The organism is Desulfomonilia bacterium, from assembly GCA_036567785.1.
GTDB lineage: Bacteria > Desulfobacterota > Desulfomonilia > UBA1062 > UBA1062 > DATCTV01.
On record DATCTV010000004.1, the window covers coordinates 47,748 to 72,512 of the forward strand.

Sequence of the window (24,765 nt, forward strand, 5' to 3'; positions counted from 1 at the left end):
CACGATTAAATTTTTCGTGTTCTATTTTTTCTGATATAAAAATGAATCTTCATTCAATTCGCAATAAAGACTACTGACTAAGAGGGTGAAACAGGTGACCAATAAGAGTGAAAAAATAGGCGCGGTAATGGTAGTCGGATCCGGTATTGCAGGCATTCAGGCATCCCTCGATCTGGCTAATTCAGGCATGAAAGTGTATCTCGTAGACAACGGGATCTCTATCGGCGGCGTCATGGCTCAGCTTGACAAAACCTTCCCGACAAATGACTGTTCGGCGTGCATCCTCTCTCCCAAACTGGTTGAAGTCGGCCGTCATCCGAATGTTGAGATACTTACAAGAAGAACCGTTGAATCTGTAGAAGGCAAACCCGGGAACTTCAAGGTCAAACTCACAAAAGCCCCTCGTTATGTCGACTTGTCAAAATGTACTGGCTGCGGTGACTGCGCAAATGTCTGTCCCGTCTCTGTCCCATCGGATTTCAACGAAAACCTGAACGAAAGAAAGGCAATATACCGTCACTTTCCACAGGCTATCCCAAGCGGATTTGCAATCGACAAGAGGGGCACATCTCCCTGCAAAGCCACCTGCCCTACACATATAAGCGTACAGGGATATATCGCCCTCATTGCAAAGGGTAAATACAAGGAAGCGCTCAAGCTCATCAAGCAGGAGCACCCCTTCCCGGCAGTATGCGGCCGGGTTTGCAACCACCCGTGCGAAGAGGCCTGCAAGAGGGGGGATGTCGATGAACCTCTAGATATAATGCATCTGAAACGCTTCGTGGCTGATATGGACCTTTTTGATGAAACAAAATTCATGCCTGAATGCAAGGAAAAGAACGGTAAAAGAATCGCCGTTATCGGAGCAGGCCCTTCAGGCCTCACCGCAGCATACTATCTTGCTATTGAAGGCTATGAAGTTGTTGTTTTCGAAGCGGCTCCTATTGCAGGCGGCTGGATGACATTGGGTATTCCGGAATACAGGCTGCCGCGCGATATAATAAACGCCGAAATACAGATAATTAAAGACCTCGGAGTTGATATCAGGTGCAACACCGCTGTCGGCAAGGATGTACAGTTTGATGACCTTATGAAAGAATACGATGCTGTCTTCGTAGGATGCGGAACGATGCTTTCCAGCAAACTCGACATCCCCGGCGAAGACATGCAGGGAGTCATTCACGGGGTTGACTACCTGAGACGCATAAACCTCGGCGAAAAGGTATTTCTCGGTGACAAGGTCGCCGTTGTCGGCGGTGGAAACGTTGCAATGGACGCGGTGCGAGTAGCCAAGAGAACCGGCTCTAAAGACGTGTTCATCCTTTACAGAAGAACTAGGGCTGAAATGCCGGCTGCACCGGAGGAAATCGAAGAGGCGCTTGAAGAGGGAATCCGCATGGAATTCCTGGTGGCACCTGTTCGTGTAGTCGGCGAAAACGGTAAAGTCACAGGCATCGAATGCCAGAGAATGGAACTCGGTGAACCTGACAAGAGCGGACGAAGGCGCCCGATTCCGATAAAAGGTTCGGAATTCATAGTTGAATGCGATGCCATTGTACCGGCCATCGGCCAGGCTGCAGACCTTGGCTTCATATCAAAAGAATCAGGCGTATCAATCAACAAATGGAACAATATCGATGCCGACGAAGTAACATTCCAGACAAATATTGATAAGGTATTTTCCGGCGGTGACGTGGTAACAGGCCCGCAGACAGTTGTAAAGGCAGTCAATGCAGGCAAGGAAGCGGCAATCTCCATCGATCGCTTTCTAAAAGGCGAAGACCTTAAGGCCGGTCGAAGGACAGACTGGAAAGAGGGTCTTGCCGACCCCGGCGATACGTCAAAAGTCGCGAAGAAAAAACGCGTGAAGATGGAACATCTTGACCCGAAAACCAGGGCTTCAAACTGGGAAGAAGTCATCAAGGGCATGAGCGAGGAAGCGGCGAAATACGAGGCCGAAAGATGCCTTAGCTGCGGAATCTGCTGCGAATGTTATCAGTGCGTGAATGCATGTATTGCCAAAGCGATAGTTCATAATGAGAAAGCCGCAGAAGAGTTTGTGGAAGTAGGAGCCGTGATAGCGGCGCCCGGTTTCGAGACATTCGACGCGACACTAAAACCGGAGTACGGCTACGGAATTTATCCGAATGTCGTTACAAGCATTCAATTTGAAAGAATCCTTTCGGCGTCAGGGCCGTATTTCGGCCATGTCCAGAGGCTTTCCGACGGCAAGGAGCCGCGCAAGATTGCATTCATCCAGTGCGTGGGTTCACGAGATACCGCCTGCGGCAACTCCTGGTGCTCTTCAGTATGCTGCATGTATGCAACAAAAGAGGCTATCATAGGGAAAGAGCATGCCAAGAACCTCGAACCGACAATATTCTTCATGGATATCCGTGCTCACGGTAAAGACTTCGACCGCTTTGTCAACCGCGCCAAGGATGAGTACGGAATCCGCTATATACGTTCGATGCCGTCTACGATAAAGGAACTTCAACAGTCAAAGAACCTGCTTATGAAATATGTCCTTGAAGACGGAACAATTGTCGAAGAAGAATTCGACATGGTCGTTCTCTCCGTAGGACTTACTCCACCAAAAGAAGCCGAAAAACTCGCCAAAGCGCTTGGAGTCGAGCTTGAAGAGCATGGGTTCTGCAGAACACAACTTGAAAATCCGGTGCTTACAAGCAGGGATGGCGTATTCGTATGCGGAGCATTCGGCGGTCCCAAGGACATCCCTGAAACGGTCATGGAGGCAAGCGGTGCGGCGGCCTGCGCATCAGGGCTTCTTGCGGAAAGGCGCGGAACGCTTATCACCGAGCAGGAACTTCCTCTTGAAAAGGACATCAAGGGCATAGGTCCGCGGACAGGCGTATTCGTATGCCATTGCGGAATCAATATCGGTGGAGTCGTAAATGTTCCGGAGGTTGTTGAATATGCCAAGACACTGCCGAATGTCGTATTCGCTACAGACAACCTGTTCACATGCTCTCAGGATACAGCGGTCAGAATGGGAGAGATCATCAAGGAACAGAATCTCACCAGGGTTGTCGTCGGATCGTGTTCTCCGAGAACGCATGAAGGGCTCTTCCAGGAAAACTGTGAGAAGGCAGGGCTCAACCGTTACCTGTTTGAAATGGCCAATATAAGAGACCAGGATTCATGGGTGCATATGCACGAGCCCGCTGCCGCGACAGAAAAGGCGAAAGACCTGATCCGAATGTCGATAGCAAAAGCCGAATATTTGAAACCGCTCAAACCCGGCCAGCTGAACGTAAATCATGCAGCGCTGATAATAGGCGGCGGCCTCGCTGGTATCACAGCAGCCCTTTCCCTGGCGGATCAGGGATTCTCATCATACATAGTAGAGAAGGAATCAGAGCTTGGCGGAAACTATGCGAAACTGCATTATACCCTCGAAGGCCTCGACACCAAGAAACACCTCGCCGGCCTGATTGAAAAAGTCAAGGCGAGCGACAAGATAACGGTATTCACTTCAGCCGAGATCAAAAAGATCGAAGGCTTCATAGGGAACTACAAGACCACAGTGAGTGCAAAGGGAGAAGAGACCAAATTCGAACATGGGGTAGTAATAGTCGCTACAGGCGCTTATGAACTCGAAACCGACGAGTATCTGAACAAGAAGAGCGACAAGGTCGTGACACAGCGCAAACTCGAGGACATGATTGTCGAGAATGATCCGAAGATAAATAACGCCAAGAGCATCACAATGATTCAGTGTGTAGGTTCAAGGACGAAGGAAAGGCCGTACTGCAGCCGCTACTGTTGCAGCGAAGCCATGAAGAACGCGCTCAAGATCAAGGAGCTTGACCCTTCGAAAGACGTGACCATATTGTATCGCGACGTCCGAACTTTCGGTCTCAAGGAAGACTTCTACAAAAAGGCCAGAGAGCTTGACGTCAAGTTCATACGCTATGACGAAGACCGCAAACCTGAAGTGACTGACAACGGCGGCAACCTATCAATCAAGGTTTTCGACCCGATACTTAACCAGACAGTCACGCTTAAGACCGACATCCTTGCACTGAGCGTCGGCACCGCGCCGAACCCTGAGAACGAGGAAATCGGTAAAATGCTGAAGGTCCCGACCAATCAGGACGGTTTCTTCCTCGAAGCCCACGTCAAACTGCGGCCTGTCGACTTTGCAACCGACGGAGTATTCATGTGTGGCATGGCGCATGCGCCGAAGCTGAGTGAAGACACGGTTGTCCAGGCCAATGCCGCAGTAAGCAGGGCATGCACAATCCTGACAAAAGACCTGATTGAAGCCGAAGGCAAGACGGCGTTCGTCAACAAAGAGCGCTGCGCTGCATGCGGCCTCTGCGAGGCCAACTGCCCGTTCGGAGCGGTTGCCGTAAATATCGCCGAAGGCTGCGCAGAAGTGAACACGGTTCTTTGCAAAGGATGCGGAGTATGCACTGCATCATGCCGCATGAATGCGATAGACTTGAACGGTTTCTCTAACGAGCAGGTCATAACACAGATTCAGGCTTTTTCTTTACAGGATTAAGACAAGGATAGATTGGAGAACTCTTATGGCTGAAGATAAACAAGGCTGGGAACCGAAAATAGTTGCCATAGTTTGCAACTGGTGTACCTATGCGGGAGCAGACCTCGCTGGTATCAGCAGGATTCAGTATCCGCCGAATGTAAGAATAATAAGGGTGCCCTGCACCGGCAGGATCAACCCGTTCTACATTATGCGAGCCCTGCAGGAAGGGGCCGATGGTGTTCTGGTCTCCGGATGTCATCCGGGTGAATGCCACTACATCACAGGCAACTATCATGCACGCCGCAAGTTCGCGATGCTGAAGAGATTCCTGGGTTATATCGGAATAGAGCCTGACAGAACAATTTTCACATGGGTGTCGGCCTCGGAGGGGGAGCGTTTCGCCAACGTTATCAAGGGCGTTACAGCCAAGGTCAAGGAACTTGGACCTGCCTCCAAACTCGTTAAAAGCTACTGATTGGGAGCCTTGATATGGATGAAAAAATAAATGCAAAAATAAGAGAAGAGGCCGGAAAGCTCCTGGCAGACGGCAAGGTTGATATTGTCATCGGTTACGAGAAAGGGACACTGCCGTTGACCTCGACGCCCGTATTCATAACAAAACCTGAAGAAGCGGAAAGGCTTGTATGGGATGAGGGCTGCTATCAGAATCTGGCGAAGTTCGTAACCGATATTCTCTCAGCGCATAAGGAAGCCCAGCGTAAGATAAGAAATCCTGAAGACAGGAAAAAGAAGACTGTCGGAATAATAGCAAAAGGCTGCACAAGCCGTTCCATAATACTTCATCTTCAGGAAAGGCAGTACGACAGGGACGAGATAGTCATCATCGGCGTTCCATGCACAGGGTACATTGACAGGAAGAAGCTTGCAATTCTCGTCGACAATGAAGAGATCGTCGAGGGGTCGGTTTCTTCCGGCCAGGTGTCAGTTAAGACAACCTCGGGAGAAAAAAAGATCGCACTGACTGATGTCCTTGCCGATAACTGCATCACCTGCCGTTTCAACAATCCGGTCATATCGGACGTCATGGCAGGAGATCCTGCGCCTGCAATGCAGCCTGATAAGGAATATGAAAAGATCGAAGCCATCGAAAAATTGAGCACTGACGAAAGATTCGCATATTTTGTCAAGGAGATGTCAAAATGCATACGCTGTTATGCATGCCGTCAGGCCTGCCCGAGCTGCTACTGCAAGATTTGTTTTGTCGAGCAGACCCAGCCCCAGTTTACTGGGCTTTCGGCAGACGCTTCCGATACGCAACTCTTCCAGATGCTCAGAATATTCCACATGGTAGGACGCTGTGTAGACTGCGGAAGCTGCGTCAATGCCTGCCCTATGGGGGTTGACTTAAGGGCGTATCTTAAGAAGCTTGACAAGGATGTCCTGGAACTTTTCGAAACCAGGGCCGGAGCCAGGATCGAGGATGTGCCGCCTTTGAGCACATACCGCGAAAATGACAAAGAAGATTTTATCTATCACCCATAAAAGGTGGATTAAAATATGAACAGCTTTCTAGCCGAAGTTAATGAGAAGATAAACGGTGTGCCTCTGCAGCGCTGTTATCACTGCCGCAAGTGCACGGCTGGCTGCCCGATGGCAAACATCATGGAGTATAATCCCAACAGGATTATCAAGATGATTCAGAACGGCATGAAGGATGAAGTCCTGAATTCTTCTACCATATGGATGTGTGCATCATGCGAAACCTGCATAACACGATGTCCCAATGAGGTCGACATCGCACGAATGATGGATGCACTCAGAGAAATGGCTCTCGAACAGGGTTATGCGGCAAGGGAAAAGAACATCCTGAAGCTGCACAAGGCATTCCTGCATAACATCTGGGTAAACGGCCGCATAAATGAAGGCATGATGATGGCTGAGTACAAACTCTGGTCGGGTGACCTCTTCTCGGATGTTATTATGGGCATGGGCATGTTCATGAAAGGTAAGATTCATCCCATATCACCACGGACGAAAGATATGGCCGCGGTGAGAAAAATATTCAGGGAAACAAAATAAAGGAGGCGCATCTTGAAACTTTCTTATTATCCAGGATGTTCACTGCACGGTACGGCCAGGGAATATGGAGAATCCGTTACGGCCGTGAGCGCCGCCCTTGGCATTGAACTCAATGAAATCAAGGACTGGTCATGCTGCGGTGCAACCGCCGCACACAGCACGAACTTCAAGCTTTCGGTTGCGCTGCCTGCACGCGACCTTGTTGCAGCAGAGAAGAACGGCATGGATGTGATGGTCCCGTGTGCCGCCTGTTTCAACCGCCTTAAAAGCACCCAGCACCACCTTAAAGAAGACAGCAAACTGAAAGGCGAGATTGAAAAGATTGTCGGCGGAAAATATGAAGGAAATATTGCGATCCGTAACCCTATAGACATAATCATAAATGACATCGGCCTGGAAGAGCTTGCAAAAAAGGTTGTCAAACCGCTTAAGGGCATAAGGCCTGTTTCTTATTACGGCTGCCTGCTTCTAAGGCCGAAAGAAATCTGCAACTTTGACAACCATGAGAATCCCGTCCTTCTTGACAAGATTATGGAAACGGTTGGCGCCGATGTCAAGCAATGGTCGTACAAGACCGACTGTTGTGGTGGAAGCCTTACTATCAGCATGACGAAGGTCGTCAACAACATGGTTGACAAACTAATGACCATGGCCAGGGAAGCAGGCGCCAATTGTGTAGTCGTTGCATGCCCGATATGCATGGCAAACCTCGACATGAGGGCAAGCGCAAACCTCAAGCTGCCTGTTTTCTATTTCACGGAACTTCTTGCCCTGGCAATGGGGATTGCAGGACCTGAAACCTGGGCAAAAATGCATACCGTTGACGGAACGCCGCTCCTAAAGGGACTCGGACTTATTTAAGGAAAGAGAGATGGCCATGGAAAAGAAACTTATAGCAAAAGACGAGTTGGCTGCAATTGCTGAAAAGATTGCCGAAACCATGACAGTGATTGCACCGGTTGCCGATGAGGACAATATCCTGTTCGCACCGCTTAAAAAAGGCGATAAGGTAAAACTTGTCGCGGGCAACACCAAGAACGCTCCCAAAAACTACATGTTCCCCAGAAGCGAGTGCATGCTTAAATATACAAGGACAAAGGCGGGTGTGGAATTCAACGGTGAAACCATTGACGCGGCACCGACAGTGCTCTTCGGAGTAAAGCCTTGTGATGCAAGAAGCTTCTGGCTTCTGGATTTTCTCTTTGACCAGGAAAAATACAAGGATCCATATTATATAGAGAAGAGGAACAACACAACGGTCATTGCAATCGCATGCTCAAAGGTTCCTTATACGAGCTGTTTCTGCACATCAGTCGGCGGCAGTCCTACATCCACCGAAGGTGTCGACGTAATGGTTACCGATCTCGGCGATAACTGTCTTGTCGAATTTCTTACTGAGAAAGGCGGGAAACTTGCAGACTTCTTCGGCGGGAAAAAAGCGGACAAAAAGGCCGAAAAAAAGAAGGAAGAAATCGCATCAGCTGCTGCTTCTCAAATCAAATCAAAGGTTCCGGCCAAAGACATCAAGGCATGGCTGGATGCCAATTTCGAGCATGAGTTCTGGAATACGCTTCATCAGAAATGCCTGGCCTGCGGCACATGCACCTATCTTTGCCCGACATGCCACTGCTTCGACATACAGGACGAGATAAAAGGCTCAGACGGCAAAAGGATCAGGAATTGGGATTCCTGCATGTTCTGGCTGTTTACGAAAGAAACATCGGGCCATAATCCCAGGCCTTCTCAGAAAGAGCGATGGCGCCAGAGGGTGATGCACAAATTCCGCTATTATGTAGACAACTTCGATGCGATTGCATGCGTCGGCTGCGGCAGATGCGTAATGTTCTGTCCTGTCAACATGGACATCCGCAAAATCGTCGAAGACATTTCAAAACAGAGTCAGGGGTGAGCAATGAATAATCCTTATGTTCCCTTCCCGGTGAGGGTTGATAAGATAATTACAGAAGTCGACACGAAAGACATCAAATCTTTCAGGTTTGTATTTGTCAATCCCGAGGACGAGCAGAAGTTTGCATATATCCCGGGCCAGTTCGGAGAACTTTCAATTTACGGCAAGGGCGAATCCCCGATCGGTATCGCAAGCTCGCCTACCCAGAAAGGCTATGTGGAATTCACTGTACAGAAGGCCGGTGTTGTAACGTCAGCCCTGCATGAGATGGAAGAAGGCGCTCTCATGGGGATCAGGGGACCACTCGGCAATTCCTGGCCGCTTGAATTTCTCAAAGGAAAGAACATAGTTGTAGTAGGAGGCGGATTCGCATTCACAACACTGCGTTCCCTCATCATATACATGCTTGATGAGAAAAACCGTAAAGACTTCGGCAACATCACATGCATCTACGGCGCAAGGACTCCCGGCCTCCTTCTTTACAAGAACGAGCTTGAGGCATGGGGGAAAAGGGATGACATAAACCTTCATGTAACTGTCGATAAGGCTGATTCAAGCTGGAAAGGCAGGGAGGGATTTGTCCCGGCAGTCTGCAAGGAAGTGGCACCCAGCAACGAAAACGCAGTTGCAGTAATATGCGGGCCCCCGATCATGATCAGGTTTACGCTGCCTGTTTTCTTTGACCTGAACTTTTCCAAGGAAAACATCCTCACATCTCTCGAAATGCGGATGAAGTGCGGAATCGGCAAATGCGGCCGCTGCAACGTCGGAAACAAATACGTCTGCAAGGATGGTCCTGTATTCTCACTTGCTGAGTTGGACAACCTTACAAAAGAATATTAAAGATTAATCTTATATCCCTGAAAAGCGGCATATCCTGCCGCTTTTTTTATTTAAAGGTTCATACATATTCATATCGTCTCATCTGGCAACTGACCTGCTCCATAGATGTCAACAGGCCTCTGATTTTTAAATCATATAGACAGCCACGTGCAAATTACTTTTAAGAATATTAACTAACATGTTAATTGCACTTAAATACAATTCATATTTCAGTTTTTTCTTTTTAAGTCACAATTTAATTGACACCTGAAGCAGTTCTAATTATGTCGTTCAATATAATCAGAATCAGGCTGAAAACTAATAATTGAAAGGAAAGGATATATGGACACTTACTACATTGACGGACAGTTTGTGGATGACGACAAGGCGGTTTTATGCGCAAAAGACATAGTTGTATTGAGAGGATTCGGCGTATTCGACTTTCTTATTACCTACAACAGGCGTCCATTTTATCTTAAAGAGCATGTCGAGCGCCTTGAGAACTCGGCAAAATATATAGGCCTCGAACTCAAACACACCAATGCCCAGATGTGTGAAATTGTAGAAGAAACCATAAAGAAGAATCCTCACCATAAAGAATTAAATATACGTATCGTTTATACCGGCGGCGTAAGTTCCGACGGGGTTTCACCTGAAGGCAAAGGCATCCTCATGGTTATGGTGACAGGCAAACATATGCTTCCGCCATCATGGTACACCGACGGCGTTAAAGTCATAACCGTCGATATGGAAAGATTTATTCCCGGAGCCAAGAGCACGAATTATCTTTCTGCGGTTTTCGCACAGCAGCAGGCCAAAAGAGAAGGCGGCGTTGAGGCTATATATGTCGACAGGCATAATCGCATTCTTGAAGGCACAACAACAAACTTTTTCTTCTTCAAGGACGGCAAACTCATAACATCCGGTAATGACATATTACCGGGAATCACTCGCAGTGTAGTATTGAAGCTTGTTCAGAACCGTTTTGATGTGAATATCAGGGATATCGACAAATCGGAACTTGAGAGCATGGAAGAGGTTTTCATTACCGCATCAAACAAAGAAATCGTCCCGGTTGTGAAGGTGAATGATATACAGATAGGCAGCGGACTGGTTGGAAAAAATACACTCGAGATCATGCGCCTGTTCAAAGAATATACAACAGCATACGGTGAGGGAAAAATATAAACAAAAATGGACAACGACAACCCAATACCACCCCTTACAAGGGCTGAAATCGATCTCAATGCCCTTGCGCATAACTTCCGGGAACTGAGACGGGTCACCTCAAAAACCTCAAGGATTATGGCGGTAGTCAAAGCTGACGGTTATGGCCATGGCGCAGTAAAGGTCTCACAGACGGCATTGGCCAATGGCGCTGATTTCCTGGCGGTTGCGAGAATATCTGAAGCCGCACAGCTCAGGCAGTCAGGCATAAACGCCCCGATACTGCTTTTTGGATACTGTTCCCCGGCTTATGTGGATTACCTGTCAACTAACGATATAAGGGCTTCAATCAATTCGCTGGAATCCGCCAGAGCTCTTTCAGATGAGGCCGTCAGGCAGCATAAAAACTTAAAATCGCATATTAAAATCGATACCGGAATGGGAAGACTGGGTCTTATGTCGGACATGTCCGCCTTGACGCCTTTTCCAAAGAGTGAAATGAACCGTACAATAAAGGAAATACTGGATATCGCCAGAATGCCGGGACTTCAGATTGAAGGAATCTACACACATTTTGCACGTGCGGACAGTCGTGATAAAACTCATGCATTGTCACAGTTCAACATATTCATGGATATTCTGACTCAATTAAAAAAACATTCATTCGAGGTCGAGATCCGCCATGCGGCCAATAGTGCTGCAACAATCGAAATGCCAGAAACACATCTCGACATGGTAAGGCCGGGCATTGCACTGTATGGACTCTGGCCGTCGAATGAAACAGACAGAGAAATGATAAGTCTCAAGCCGGTAATGTCTTTAAAGTCCTGCGTAATCCATGTAAAGGAAGTGCCCGCTGGATTCAAAGTCAGTTATGGGTGTACCTGGGAAAGTGTCAGGTCCACAAAAATAGCCACAATACCTCTCGGTTATGCAGATGGATACGAAAGGCTGCTTTCTTCAAAAGGCTCAATGCTCGTCAGAGGACAAAGGGTTCCTGTTGTGGGAACAATATGCATGGACCTGACAATGCTCGATGTGGGCTGTCTGGAAAACATAGATATTGAAGATGAGGTTGTCATAATAGGAAAGCAGGGTGATAATGAAATTACGGCCGATGAGATTGCCGGTTCGATCGGAACGATTAATTATGAGATTGTGTCATCTCTGGCGCCGCGAGTACCAAGAATATACATATAAAGGCAGTTCTCATGAACCTTGATTCAAGCTGCAAGGCATCTGATGGGTTTGACTGGAAGAACGGATGCTGGATAAATGAGAAAGCGCAGAAGCCTGACGCCGAGATTATCATTTCCGGCGACTGGGCGCCTATCCGCGCATTCGATGAAATAATCGAGAACGCCCCCGAATCGATCTACGGTAATGTCCTCAATGTATTACGGGGCAGCAATCTCCGCATTACCAACCTTGAATGCACTCTCTTCGGCGATACGCCCGTATGGAAAAGCGGAGCTGTTTTCAAGGGCCGTCCGGAGCACATCAAAGGCCTCACATCAGTTCCATTCGAGATAGTAACATTAGCCAATAACCATGTATTCGACTACGGTGTCGATTCTTTTGAAAAGTCGCTGGAACTACTCGATAAAAATTCCATACGATTCCTCGGCGCAGGAATGTCAGCAAATGAGGCTCAAGCACCACTGATTCTAAATCTCAAGGGTATCAGAATCGGCATCATCAATTTCAGCGAAGGCGAAGACCTTACATCCGCAATCGACGGTCCGGGCGTATTCGGCTGGGATATCGACAAGGTCGCGAGATTAACCGGTGAGATCCGTGGCAAAGTCGATATCATCATCGTAATCTGTCATTGCGGCGTTGAATATATCGCTTTCCCACCCCCCTATGTGACAGATGCCTTCAAACGCATAGCTGATGCAGGCGCAAACCTGATCATAGGACACCACCCGCATGTGCCGCAAGGCATAGAGATATACAAAGGCATACCTCTTTGCTACAGCCTCGGCAATTTCGTGTTCTATCAGGAGACAGATCTGCTCCACCGAAAGATGGGTTATCTTGTAAAGGCTGGCCTTTCGAGAAATGGTGTTTCAGGCATAAGCGTCATTCCATATGAGATAGGCGGCACAAGTCTGGCCCTTCTTGAAGGAGAGAGACTCAGCATGTTCTTTGATAATCTTCAAAGGATATCCGCACCTCTTTCAGACGATATCAGCATCAGGGATGCCTGGAACGGCTTCCTGCGCTACTACGGCACAGACGGCTTCAAAAACGAGATAGATACACTTATGAAGAAACTGGCTGACGAACCGAAGAAAGGCGCGGCCATGTTCCGTAACCGCATTGCCACTATGCAGCACAATCAGCACTGGATAGACGCCATGACCAGGATCATTGAAGGGAAAATAGACGAATCACCAGACTGGGCTTATGAACTTACGACAAAATGGATGACGGAAAAGCGGTGATCCGATGACATCATTTTCCGGAAAGAACGAAATCTCTTTGCTTATTACCGATTCCGGCCTTGGAGGACTTTCCGTCTGCGCGGACATAGTCGAAAACCTGAAAAAATACCGCCCGTTCGGACACGCAAAACTCACTTATTTCAATGCCTGGCCCGAACAGAACAGGGGCTATAATCTCCTTCCGGATATGAACGAAAGGATACGAGTATTCAACCGCGCTCTTATCGGAATGGAAAAATTCAAACCCGACATGATAATGATTGCATGCAACACGCTCTCTACCATATATCCCAAAACCGAGTTCAGCAGGAACACGAAGACCCCTGTCATGGGCATAATCGATACCGGCGTGGAGATTATAAGCAAAGAAATGGCATCACAGCCTGGAAGCAGGGTGATCATACTGGGGACTCCGGCCACGATCGAATCGGATGCTCACAGGAAAGCGCTTATTGAAAAAGGCATTCCCGACGAAAGGATCATCCTGCAACCATGCGACAAACTCGCAGGGGAGATCGAAAAAGACCCTGCAAGCGAAGCCGTCGTTTCCATGATAGACCGCTATATAGGTGAAGCCTCCATCAAGGCCGTGAACAGGACTCTTCCCGTAATCGCAGCCTTCTGCTGCACCCATTACGGTTACAGTCACGACGTTTTCATGGATAAGCTGAAGAAATATTTTGAAGCTCAGATTACAATACTCAACCCGAATAAAGAAATGAGCGAAACCATCTTCAAGGATGGTGTGGCCGGAAGTCAAAACGATATCAGGATCGACCTGGAGGTAGTCTCAAGGATTATCCTGAGCGATGAGAAAATAGCTTCGATTTCCCGCATTCTCGAGGCTTCTTCCCCGATGACTGCGGATGCACTCAGAAATTACCGGCATGATCCGGATTTGTTTACATTCTAAAGACAAGGAGATCAACTAATGAAAAAGGTACTGATAGTAACGGGTCCCGGCGGTGACGCTCAGGGATGGGGCGACATGAAGGTGACAAACATAATGTGCGAAACGCTCAACACAGGGGACAGATCGGCTGAAATTGCCTATGTTGAGACCCTTGATGATTTCATGAAGGCCATCAACAACAAGTCATACGATATTGTCTGGAGTGCGCTTTATTACATATCCCAGCGTGAGGACATAATCGGCATCAAGGGCGATATCGACTGGGTGGCGGATATCATGGACGATAAGGGCATCCCTTATATCGGACCGAGCGCTCTCACAATGAAGCAGCTCATACAGAAATACGAAACCCATAGAATCATGCACGAACACGGAGCGCTGTGTCCGAAGCATTTCCTCGTTGACGTCGGATGCGACATTCCCGATGGCATCCCCTTCCCGGCCTTTGTAAAACCTAACTGTGAATCGCGCTCTATCGGTATCAGCGACGAAAGCGTCGTACACAACAGGGAACAGCTCGAAAAGCGCATAAAATACGTACACGACGAACTTGAACAGGCGGCCCTCGTCGAGGAATATCTGCCGGGCCAGGAATATACCGTGCTCATGTTCGGAAACGGCAGGCTCCAGGAAATACTGCCGGGAAAGGTAACCGTCGACAAGTCCCACTACGGCAAATATCAGATATTAAGGAGCGACCTCAGGGGTGTTGGACTTACAAAGATAAGCATACCCGAAACCAAGTTCGAGGAGTCAAAAGAACTCTGCAAACAGGCGACCGATGCACTCAACTGCCTCGATCACGTCAGGGTGGACATGCGCGTGGGGTCCGACGACAGACTGCGCGTCATAGAGATAAACGGCATTCCCGGCCTGAAACCGTACAAGAGCTGGAGCCCGCAGATATATTCCCTTTATCACCCGTCCGGCAAAGGCCATATGGAAGAATACAAGGAGATGCTGCATCTGATCGTCACCTCGGCCCTGGAAAGATACGGCATCAATCAGGCTTAGCGAAAACAACGAATGAATATCCCCTTCGACCCTGAAATTGCCGAAAGGTTTAAAAACCTGGGACATATCAATGGCACAGGCCCTGAAGGCGGATATTCATTCGATATCGATATTTCCGTTCCATACATAGCAACCGCAATACATGCGGGCCACAGAGTAAGAAAAGAGCTGCTTCCCCTGATGAGCATTTCCGAAGAGGCAAGACTTTTCGAGGAAGACCCTGCAACCGATACCATGATCAGAGGGTGCAGGAGTACCGTTTGGGCGCTGGATTCAAGGGCCGAATATGACCTCAACCGCCCTTCCGAACTCGCACTTCCCCTGAGCCCTGAAAGGTTCTGGGGAGTCAGTGTCTATAAGGAACAGCCCGATGAAAAAATGAATATGGCCAGCCTTGAAAAATATGAGGCATTCTACCTCTTCATGGGAACCTGCATAACCGTTCTTCTCGAAAGGTTCGGACACTGCATTATTTACGACATTCATTCATATAACATTTCAAGACAGGTTGAGAAAGGGATAGCAAACCCGCCGGTGTTCAATCTGGGGACAGCGCTACTTGACAGGAAACGCTGGGATAAAGCCATTAAAAGATGGCTCGAATGCCTCGGTGATATATCTATTCCAGGCATTGAAGTGAGCGCTGCCGAGAATCTCGTTTTCTTCGGAAAAGGAGAGCTGTGCAGAAGGCTAAGTGCCTGGAACGAAAACATCCTTGTCCTTCCCACAGAAGTATCAAAGATTTACATGGATGAACATAAAGGTGTTATCTATCCGGAGATTGTCGAAGCCATAAAAGAAGGTCTGGCAAGTGCAGTTGCCATACATTCCTTTCAATCATAACCTGCACAGCCATGACTGATAAATTCAAATGGGGAATTCTGGGTTGCGCTAATATAAGCAGGGCAATCTTTGACGCTATGAAGCTCACAAAAAACGGCGTCGTTCACGCCATTGCAAGCCGCGACATCAAAAAGGCCCAGGAATGGCAGCGGCTGTATGGAATTGAAAAAGCCTGCGGTTCATATATTGAGCTTCTTGATTCAGGCGGTATCGATGCAATCTATATCCCTCTGCCCAACAGCATGCATGCCGAATGGTGTCTGAAGGCAATCGAAAGACGCATTCCGGTCCTCTGCGAAAAGCCATTTGCCCTTAATGCAGAACAGGCTCTAACCGTCACCGAAGCATCAGCAGAATCGGGAATACCTGTCGCGGAAGCCTTTATGTACAGATTTCACCCATTGTATAAAAAAGTGCTCGACGCGGTTTCGCAGGGAAGGATTGGAAAACCATCAACCATCTTCAGCCGCTTTACATTCATGCTGGACGATCCTGAATCCATTTGCGCAAATCCCGGCCTTGGCGGAGGGGCCCTGATGGATGTCGGTTGCTACTGCGTCAACCTCTCGCGCCTCATTACAGGATGCGAACCGTTAAGGGCTAAGGCATTTGCAACAGGGGAAAAAGTAGATGAAACCATGACCGGCATGCTCGAATTCCCGGATGGTGTGCTCGCCCATTTCGAGACAAGCATCAGCAACTTCGAACGTCATTATGCAGAGATTGCAGGAACCGAAGGTGCGATAATCATCGAAAGCCCGTGGTTCCCGGGCGAGAACGAAGCCCGCTTCATCATCCGCACAAACAGCGGTGATGAGATCATTACGACCCCGGGCGCAAACTGCTACACTCTCGAACTTGAAGATTTCATGGATGCAGTCATCAACAAAAGGCCCCCTCATTGGGATGTAAATGATGCAATCAGAAATATGGCAGTTATAGATGCACTCTACAGTTCGTTATGACTTTGCATCACTTTACTACTTTATCACTCTTTAGGCTGTTTTCTATGAAATCTATAATATCTCTTTAATCACTATATACTGGAATAAAACGATTAACTTCTGGACAGTATATCATTAGAGATCCCGCAGTAACAGGATTTGGAATTGTTATCATAACTGCTTTACCACTGCGAATTCTGTTTTCAATCTTAAAAAGAATCTCATCAGCTTTTTTTGTCCCAACACCGCAGCACTCAGCCAAGTATTCTCTTCCTATTGGATACAATGTTCCACTTCGATTTTTGTTCAAGATCCCTTCAAGGTCATAGTCAGAACGTTTAACTACCACCAAATCAAGAAGCTGTTTAAAGTACCATTTCTTTTTGCAATCTATATAAGTTGTGCATCCCCCAATAAAATCCTTATCTTTAAATAATTCATCAATATTTGCGTCATCCTCTGAGTATGAAAAGATTGTTTTTCCGTTTGAAATTATTTCCAGAGTCCATTGGAAAGGACTTTTAATATCTCTAGCCCTAATTGATAAGACTATTTTATCTGACAATGATTCTCCAGTAATGTTAATTACAGTACGCTCTAATTTTTCGTTGATAGGTTTTGCTAACACAGAAATAGGAAATATTAAGTAAAAAGAAACAAGGATAATTAATATTCTTGTCTTCATTCTATATTTTCTCCTTTAATATTTATATTACACTAAAAAGAATCCTCTATCTGATTACCTACTTTGCATCATGCATCTTATTATAAGCCTTTTCCATTGCTTTTATTAGGGGAAGTTTCTTTCCTGTAAGAAATCGTACCATGGCGCCGCCTGCCGTGCAAACATAGCTTATCTTTTTAATGTCGATGAGCTTTTCCGCAGCAGCGACCGTATCCCCGCCACCGATGACCGAATATCCTTTTGATTCGGCAATCGCCTGCAAAATCATCTTCGTACCCTTTTCAAACAGCGGATTTTCATAAACGCCTGCCGGGCCGTTGGTAAAGAGCGTGCTGGCTGCTTCGATTATGCGTGAATAGTTCGAGATGGTCTTTTCCCCGATATCCATAAACATCTCATCAGCAGGCAGTTCCTTTATATCTATCTCTTTTCTCAGCCCGCCACTTTCAAATGCAAGATCAACCGGCATTTCTATCCTTCCGGGATAATCCCTCAGATATTCTTTGGCAGGTTCGATAAACTCCAGCAGGCTTTTGTCCTTCAGGAATTTTTCTTTTTTCTCTCCGATGGACCTGCCGCCGGCCATAAGGAATATCTCTCCGGTTATCCCGCAGGTGAGAATCTTGTCCGCCGTGCCGTTTGCGAGCACCTGTTTCATCATGCCGAACGCATCCGATATCTTTGCGCCGCCCAGAATGAAAACCGACGGCTTCACCGGAGATTTCATTACCTTTGTCAGAGCCTCGACCTCTCTGAACAGAAGATCCCCTGCCGCGGATGGTTTGATTTCCTGAAATGCGGTCATTGAAGGCGCATTCCTGTGTGCCGCTGAGAAGGCGTCATTTATGTATATGTCAACCAGAGGTGCAAGGCTCCTTACCAGGAACGTGTCAAGCATCTCGGAAGGTTCCAGCTTTACGGCGTTTTCAAAGGTGGATATCTCTTCGCTCAGATACCTCAGATTTCCCAGCAGAGCCATTTCACCGCGCTTAAGCCTTTTCACCAGATATTGGGCAGCCGGGCCGCAGACGTCATCGATATATTTAACCTCTTTACCGAGCAGTTCACCTAAAATCGCGGCATGCTCGTTCAACGGTATCAGGTTCTGATAGTCGAGTGTGTCGCCCTGATGTGCAATTATTGCAATTTTAGCCTTGTTCTCAATGAGGAACTTGAGCGTCGGCAGGCTTTCCTTAAGCCTGTTCCTGTTCGTGATTTTTTTTGTCACAGGGTCGATCGGCGAGTTTATGTCCAGTCTCAGCAGCACAGTCTTTCCCTTGACATCCATTTCCCGCATTGACGTAATTTTCATTTCGCCCATTTTCTACCCCTCAAATATAAATATTTCTCAATCTCCCACCTCCTCCCTGATAGGAGGGGGATATGGGAGGCTGAATGTTTTTTGGCATTACTTTTTTATTTCCAGCTCGGAAGCCCCAGATACTTATTCGTCATCCCGACCGCTTCGAGCCTTTCCTTCTGCATTCCGAGTGCGGCCCTTACGGCATCAATCGTCTCGGGTATGGTAACTGATTCCTGAGGTATATGTATTCCGAACATTACATCATCGCCTGACATCACCACCGTATCTTTCCATATGCATATTTCATAAAGATCGCCTCTCGGCCTTCCAAGATCACGCGCGTATCTGAAGATGGACGCATTTCCGAGAAAACCTTCCTTGAGGCTGACGACCCTTATCCTGTCATGTTCGCTGAAGGCCTTTATAACGCCATTGACATCGAGTTTCTTTTTGGGTGTCGCAACAACGGTAATGAAATGGCCGTGCGTCACCGGTGTATGTACAAGTATGCCGGTTGCGTTTATGTGCGGCATTATGGTCATCAGATCGACAGCCTGGTGGCTCGGTGCCTTATCCACCTGCAGGGCATTCGTCAGTCCCCTGTGGTAGTCGCCTGGGTCGGCTACCCTTCTGACTATTGTTATAGCAACCTTTTCTATTCCCCATATGCGGTCAAGGCAGTCGACCGCCCGGATGAGGCCGGTGGTGTTGCATGAAGTAAGCTTCAGATAATTCTGGCCGAGGCCTTTCTCATAGTTTGCGTAGCCGTGAAAAAATACATCCGCCACTTCGTCCTTTTCACCGCCCTGGAAAACAGCCTTGACATTGTGTTTCTTGTAAAGTTCCTTGTTTTTTGCCCCAATCCCTCCGGGCGCCGCATCGAGCATTATATCGACCTTTTTCAGCAGGTCCTCCATGAGCCCCTCGCAGGGGATTCCGTTTGATTTGAAAAGATCATAGGCGTCCTTATTGACGGCATACAGCTTGTACGGCATGCCCTTTTCCTTAAGCGCCATGACGGAAAGGCTTGTCGTCGCATCGACGACACCGGCAAGCTCCATGTCTTCCTGGAGGGCCACTCCATCGGCCAGCCTCTGGCCTATCACACCGTAACCTGCAACTCCTACTTTAACCATAGTATAATTCCTCCTATTAAATTCAGTTGTGAGTGGTAAGTGGTTAGAAAAAGAAATTCATGCAATCACTAACCACTATAAACATTCACCTTTTTACATCTTCACCGGCAGGCCTGTTTCGACCGACTTTTTAGCCGCCTTTGCAATCTCGACCGACTTGAGCCCGTCGATCATTCCTGTGGGTGTTTCCCTGTCATTGGCTATGGCATCGATGAATTGCTTTATCTCATTGGCATATGCCTCGATGTACCTGTCCATGAAGAAATGAAGTGGCTTCTCTGAAACCACGCCAGTCTCGTTGCTGAGAACTACCGTTGACGGGGTATCGTTCGATATCTCGATACCCGCCTTCGATCCAAGAACCTCCACCCTCTGGTCATATCCGTAGGATGCTTTCCTGCAGTTGTTAATCGTAGCTATCACCCCGTTTTCGAATGTAAGTATGATGACCGCGCTGTCGATATCGCCGGCATCTCCGATTGCAGGGTCAACGAACACGGCCCCTTTCGCATACACTTCCTTGACTTCCGATCCCGCGAGAAACCGCGCCATATCGAAATCATGTATCGTCATGTCCATGAACATGCCCCCCGAGACCTTTATATAGCTGATGGGAGGGGCATCCGGATCGCGCGATGTTATGTTTATGAAATATATCCTGCCTGCGGCGCCGGAATCGATATGCCTCTTCACCGCCATGAAATTGTGGTCGAACCGCCGGTTGAAGCCTATCATGAACTTCACATTGTTTTCTTCAACCGCCTTTTTCGCTTCAAGAATCCTCTCGATATCGTGGTCAACCGGCTTCTCACAGAATATATGCTTTTTGGCCCTTGCTGCCTCGATTATATATTTCACATGGGTATCGGTTGAGGTGCATATAAGAACGGCGTTAATATCGTCATCGTTCATGATCCGGCCCGAGTCAGTTGTAAAAACAACATTGCCAAGCCTCTCCACCCATTCCCTCGAGCCTTCGAATACATCGGCCACATACTTCACCGTAACATCGGGAATGTTGTTGATAATGGTCTGCGTGTGGACTTTCCCTATTCTTCCCGCGCCGATTATCCCGACTGAAATCTTTTTCATCTCACATCTCCCCAGAATCGATATTTAAATGCCGGCCTTTTCTTTTATAAATCTTCTCGCCTTCAGTGCATATTCGAACGGGTTTGCTTTAGACGGGTCCTGCTCGGCCTCTACGACAAACCATCCTTTGTATCCGTATTCCTCGAGTATCTTAAAGACCGGCTCGAAATCAATCATCCCGTCGCCCGGGACAGTAAACGCCCCTTCCCTCACTGCATTGAGGAAGCTCATCTTCTCCGGCCCGACCCGCGCAAGAACATGTTTTCTTGCATCTTTCAGATGAACATGAATGATCCTTGAAATATACTTCTCCAGAAGCCTTACATGATCTATCCCGGCAAAAACCGCATGCCCAGTATCATAGAGCAGCCAGACGTTTTTCGTCCTTGCCATAAGCTCGTCTATCTCGTCCATATCCTGAATGCCAGTACCCATGTGATGATGATAGCTTAGCTTCATGCCCTTTTCCGCGGCCAGTGATGCAAGCCTCTCAAGTCCAACTGTCACCTGCGCCCATTCCTTGTCGGTATATACGGGTTTGCTTCCGAGTATGGGCGTGTCAAGCCTTCCCTGAATACTGTTTCCCTGCTCCGAGGCGCCTATAATCTTTGCCCCCAGGGCATGCAGAAAATCCCTGTGCCTTATGAAAGCCCTTATCGTTTCTTCCTCGGGCCTGGATGTAAAGTATGTGCTGAACCACGCATTGCAAACCTGAAGACCCCGCATATCCAGATATTTTTTGAGTATCGCTGCATCTTTGGGATACTTGTTCCCTATTTCGGTGCCGGAAAAACCCGCAAGCGCCATTTCAGAGATGCATTGCTCGAATGTGTTTTCCGCACCCAGGTCAGGCATGTCATCGTTTGTCCATGCAATGGGAGCAATTCCAAGCTTCACTTTCCTTTTGCTTATCACTTCATCCCTCCTTGATAATCCGGCAAATCATGTCTCCAACTTCTGAAGTCTTTGCACTGCCTCCCATATCTGCGGTCAGACTCTCCCTGTTCTTTATGAGTTTCCTTATCGCATCAAGCACGCATCCGGCGGCATTGTGCTCGCCCAGGTGCTCCAGCATCAGTTCGATGGTCCACACCATGGCTATGGGATTGGCAAGACCCTTGCCAGCGATGTCCGGCGCCGAACCGTGGACGGGTTCGAACATGGAAGGAAACTCACCTTCAGGATTGATATTTGCTCCTGCTGCGAATCCCAGCCCACCCTGAAGAGCTGCTCCGAGGTCGGTCAGTATATCACCGAAGAGGTTCGAGGCCACAACCACGTCGAACATTTCCGGCTTCTGTACCATGAACATTGCAGCCGCATCCACGTGGAATGAATTCGTCCTTATTTTCGGATAGTCTTTCGCCACTTCGGCAAATACCCTGTCCCAGAACACCATGCTGTAATTGAGCGCATTTGATTTCGTGATGCTTGTGAGCCTGTTCTGCCTCTTTCTTTTCCTCGCAACCTCGAATGCGTAACGCATGACTTTCTCGGTGTTTCTTCTTGTGAAGACGCCTGTCTGCAAGGCCATCTCGTCGTCCTTGCCCTGATTGAGGATGGCTCCTGCCCCGGAGTACTCCCCTTCCCTGTTCTCCCTGATAAAAACAATATCGATGTCTTTCGGGGTTTTGTTCTTTACAGGACAGAATTCTGCATCAAGAAGCTTCACGGGCCTGTAGTTTATATACTGGTTGAACCCCTGTCTTATTTTCAAAAGCAGGTCTCTCAGGGAAATATGGTCTGGAACTCCAGGAAACCCCACTGCCCCGAGCAGGATGGCATCGTACTTTTTGAGCCTGTCGAGCCCGTCCTCATCCATCATACGGCCGTGTTTGAGATAATATTCGCAACCCCATTCGTAGTTTTCCGTTCTGAATTTGAGATCGAAACGTTTCTCGATGGCTTTAAGGACCTTTATCCCTTCGTTCATTACCTCGATCCCGATTCCATCTCCCGGGATGGTAGCTATCCTGTATCTCTTCATTTCAGGCTCCTAGTATTTTCTTATCCTTCTGCGGGTTTCCTTCAGGTCATTCCCCTTATCAATGATCTCCTTCTTTCTTGCAGTCTGCGCAAGACCCACATTCCACCAGCTTTCATAGCCTTTCGTCATAGTCTTGGGCATTACTTTAATGTCTATAAGAGTTGATGTCTTTGTCTTTTTTGCAGCCCTTAACGCCTTGACAAGGTCTTCTTCATTACGGACCGTAAACGTTATGCATCCATAACTTGCGGCGTTCTTTGCATAATCAACCTTAATGAGCTCTCCGCAGGCCTTGCCTGATTTATTATCCCGCTTCCTGAATTCCGTATAAAAGCTTTCCATGCCATGCCCCATCTGGAGGTTGTTGATGCAGCCGAAGCCTGCATTGTCAAAAAGGAGCACATTGATTTTTCTTCCTTCCTGGATGGATGTCAGGAGTTCGGAGTGGAGCATCAGGTACGACCCGTCGCCTGCGAAAGCAAAAACCTCCTTTTCATCTCCTTCCGCTATCTTGACGCCGAGCCCTCCGTTTATTTCGTATCCCATGCATGAATATCCGTATTCCATATGATAGGTATTCTCGCCCTTTACGTCCCACATCCTCTGCAGATCACCGGGAAGGCTCCCTGAAGCGCCTATTATTACATCGTCCCTGCCAAGCATTTCATTTATTATTCCAATTGCCCTGGTTTGAGTGAGCGTGGAACCCGAGCTTTCTCTGAACTCGCCGAGGATTTCATCCATCTGCCCGCAGACTTCAGGCTTGAGCCCTTTTTCGTACCTGATGCCTCTGAGCCTTTCAAGTTCCCGCTGCCATTCATTCTTCGCGCGGGTTATTTCATCTTTATATCCGGAAACGTATTTCAGATTTTTGAGTTCTTTATAAATAAGCTCCAGAGAAAGCTTTGCATCGGCCTGGACCTTTACTGCATCCAGCTTGTACGCATCGAATCCGCAGACATTTATGTTCAGGAAATCGACTTCCTTGTTTTCAAAAAGAGATTTGGAGGCTGTTGTAAAATCAGTATATCTCGTGCCTACACCTATAATCAGATCAGCCTCTTTCGCGATTCTGTTTGCCGCGAGTGTGCCTGTCACACCGATGCCGCCGAGATTTAGAGGGTGGGATGACATGAGCATCCCTTTCCCCGCCTGAGTTTCGCCCCAGGGTATTCCGAATTCTTCCGCAATCATCAAAAATGGGACCGATGCATCTGAATATTTTGCACCGCCTCCGAATATCAGAAGCGGCTTTTTCTTATTTGATATGAGAGCGGCGGCAGCCTTTATTGAATCAGGTGATGGTATCCTTCTTTCAATCTTGTGAACACGTTTTTTAAAAAAATAGTCGGGATAGTCATAGACCTCAGCCTGAACATCCTGCGGCAGGGCTATTGTGACGGCTCCCGTATTTTCAGGATCGGTAAGCACCCTCATTGCGTTTATCATGGCGGTCATGAGCTGCTCCGGCCGGTTTATCCTGTCCCAGTACCGGGAAACCGCCTTGAATGCATCATTCGTGCTTATCGAGACATCCATGAAATTTTCCACCTGCTGAAGAACAGGGTCTGGCTGACGTGTGGCGAATGTGTCGCCGGGAAGAATCAGCACAGGTATCCTGTTTGCCGTAGCCGTAGCGGCTGCGGTAAGCATGTTGGCGGCACCCGGTCCGACAGAGGAAGTGCAGGCGAATATCTGCCTCCTCATCTTCTGTTTGGCGAATGCAACAGCCGCATGTGTCATGGCCTGCTCGTTCTTTCCCTGTATTATCAGCAGGTCCCCGGAATCTTCTTCGAGAGCCTGCCCCAGCCCCAGAACGTTTCCATGGCCGAATATATTCATTATGCCTCTGACAAATTTTTCTTTTCGGCCATCGAAACTTACATACTGGTTGTTGAGGAATTTAACCAGGGCCTGTGCAACAGTCATTTTATATGAACTCATATC

The 24,765-nt window shown here is 47.9% G+C and carries 21 protein-coding genes; 14 read left to right on the forward strand and 7 right to left on the reverse strand.

The window, feature by feature from the left end; translation table 11 throughout:
* Positions 1-94: 94 nt before the first annotated feature.
* The 14 genes from VIS94_01130 to VIS94_01195 all read left to right on the forward strand — a co-directional run bounded on the left by VIS94_01130 (position 95) and on the right by VIS94_01195 (position 16,636).
* Entirely contained in the window at positions 95-4,531 is a 4,437-nt protein-coding gene (locus VIS94_01130; protein ID HEY9159674.1) for an NAD(P)-binding protein, read from the forward strand.
* A gap of 25 nt (positions 4,532-4,556) precedes the next feature.
* Positions 4,557-4,988: a hydrogenase iron-sulfur subunit gene (locus VIS94_01135; GenBank protein ID HEY9159675.1), complete on the forward strand. Its 432-nt coding sequence runs from the start codon at positions 4,557-4,559 to the stop codon at positions 4,986-4,988.
* 14 nt (positions 4,989-5,002) lie between these two features.
* The gene (locus tag VIS94_01140) at positions 5,003-6,016 is read left to right on the forward strand and encodes a 4Fe-4S dicluster domain-containing protein (GenBank protein HEY9159676.1); all 1,014 of its coding nucleotides are present in this window, start codon (positions 5,003-5,005) and stop codon (positions 6,014-6,016) included.
* A gap of 15 nt (positions 6,017-6,031) precedes the next feature.
* The gene (locus tag VIS94_01145) at positions 6,032-6,553 is read left to right on the forward strand and encodes a 4Fe-4S dicluster domain-containing protein (GenBank protein ID HEY9159677.1); all 522 of its coding nucleotides are present in this window, start codon (positions 6,032-6,034) and stop codon (positions 6,551-6,553) included.
* A gap of 12 nt (positions 6,554-6,565) precedes the next feature.
* Positions 6,566-7,414, forward strand: coding sequence for a CoB--CoM heterodisulfide reductase iron-sulfur subunit B family protein (locus VIS94_01150; GenBank protein HEY9159678.1), 849 nt, complete (start codon positions 6,566-6,568; stop codon positions 7,412-7,414).
* Between the two features lie 16 nt (positions 7,415-7,430).
* Positions 7,431-8,462: a 4Fe-4S dicluster domain-containing protein gene (locus tag VIS94_01155; GenBank protein HEY9159679.1), complete on the forward strand. Its 1,032-nt coding sequence runs from the start codon at positions 7,431-7,433 to the stop codon at positions 8,460-8,462.
* Between the two features lie 3 nt (positions 8,463-8,465).
* Positions 8,466-9,305: an FAD/NAD(P)-binding protein gene (locus VIS94_01160; protein HEY9159680.1), complete on the forward strand. Its 840-nt coding sequence runs from the start codon at positions 8,466-8,468 to the stop codon at positions 9,303-9,305.
* A gap of 321 nt (positions 9,306-9,626) precedes the next feature.
* Positions 9,627-10,472 carry an aminotransferase class IV gene (locus tag VIS94_01165; GenBank protein HEY9159681.1) on the forward strand — a complete coding sequence of 282 codons (846 nt, stop codon included), beginning with the start codon at positions 9,627-9,629 and terminating at the stop codon, positions 10,470-10,472.
* A gap of 6 nt (positions 10,473-10,478) precedes the next feature.
* Positions 10,479-11,651: an alanine racemase gene (gene alr / locus VIS94_01170; protein ID HEY9159682.1), complete on the forward strand. Its 1,173-nt coding sequence runs from the start codon at positions 10,479-10,481 to the stop codon at positions 11,649-11,651.
* 11 nt (positions 11,652-11,662) lie between these two features.
* Positions 11,663-12,901, forward strand: coding sequence for a CapA family protein (locus tag VIS94_01175; protein ID HEY9159683.1), 1,239 nt, complete (start codon positions 11,663-11,665; stop codon positions 12,899-12,901).
* Between the two features lie 4 nt (positions 12,902-12,905).
* Complete coding sequence (locus VIS94_01180; GenBank protein HEY9159684.1) at positions 12,906-13,814, forward strand: aspartate/glutamate racemase family protein; 909 nt, start codon at positions 12,906-12,908, stop codon at positions 13,812-13,814.
* A gap of 18 nt (positions 13,815-13,832) precedes the next feature.
* Positions 13,833-14,828, forward strand: a complete 996-nt coding sequence (locus tag VIS94_01185; GenBank protein HEY9159685.1) for a hypothetical protein — start codon at positions 13,833-13,835, stop codon at positions 14,826-14,828.
* A gap of 12 nt (positions 14,829-14,840) precedes the next feature.
* On the forward strand, positions 14,841-15,671 hold the full coding sequence (locus tag VIS94_01190; protein HEY9159686.1) for an N-formylglutamate amidohydrolase: 831 nt from the start codon (positions 14,841-14,843) through the stop codon (positions 15,669-15,671).
* Between the two features lie 11 nt (positions 15,672-15,682).
* Positions 15,683-16,636, forward strand: coding sequence for a Gfo/Idh/MocA family oxidoreductase (locus VIS94_01195; protein HEY9159687.1), 954 nt, complete (start codon positions 15,683-15,685; stop codon positions 16,634-16,636).
* Positions 16,637-16,700: 64 nt separating this feature from the next.
* On the opposite strand, the gene VIS94_01200 is transcribed toward VIS94_01195, so the two are convergent.
* The 7 genes from VIS94_01200 to iolD all read right to left on the reverse strand — a co-directional run bounded on the left by VIS94_01200 (position 16,701) and on the right by iolD (position 24,762).
* A complete protein-coding gene (locus VIS94_01200) occupies positions 16,701-17,300 on the reverse strand; it encodes a hypothetical protein (protein HEY9159688.1) in 600 nt (199 codons plus the stop codon).
* A gap of 58 nt (positions 17,301-17,358) precedes the next feature.
* Positions 17,359-18,621 carry a phosphoglycerate kinase gene (gene pgk / locus VIS94_01205; GenBank protein HEY9159689.1) on the reverse strand — a complete coding sequence of 421 codons (1,263 nt, stop codon included), beginning with the start codon at positions 18,619-18,621 and terminating at the stop codon, positions 17,359-17,361.
* A 95-nt stretch (positions 18,622-18,716) separates the two neighbouring features.
* Complete coding sequence (locus tag VIS94_01210; GenBank protein HEY9159690.1) at positions 18,717-19,739, reverse strand: type II glyceraldehyde-3-phosphate dehydrogenase; 1,023 nt, start codon at positions 19,737-19,739, stop codon at positions 18,717-18,719.
* A 93-nt stretch (positions 19,740-19,832) separates the two neighbouring features.
* Positions 19,833-20,831, reverse strand: a complete 999-nt coding sequence (iolG, locus tag VIS94_01215; GenBank protein ID HEY9159691.1) for an inositol 2-dehydrogenase — start codon at positions 20,829-20,831, stop codon at positions 19,833-19,835.
* 24 nt (positions 20,832-20,855) lie between these two features.
* Entirely contained in the window at positions 20,856-21,746 is an 891-nt protein-coding gene (gene iolE / locus VIS94_01220) for a myo-inosose-2 dehydratase (GenBank protein HEY9159692.1), read from the reverse strand.
* Position 21,747: 1 nt separating this feature from the next.
* Positions 21,748-22,818, reverse strand: a complete 1,071-nt coding sequence (locus VIS94_01225; protein HEY9159693.1) for a tartrate dehydrogenase — start codon at positions 22,816-22,818, stop codon at positions 21,748-21,750.
* Positions 22,819-22,827: 9 nt separating this feature from the next.
* Positions 22,828-24,762, reverse strand: coding sequence for a 3D-(3,5/4)-trihydroxycyclohexane-1,2-dione acylhydrolase (decyclizing) (iolD, locus tag VIS94_01230; protein ID HEY9159694.1), 1,935 nt, complete (start codon positions 24,760-24,762; stop codon positions 22,828-22,830).
* Positions 24,763-24,765: the final 3 nt, after the last annotated feature.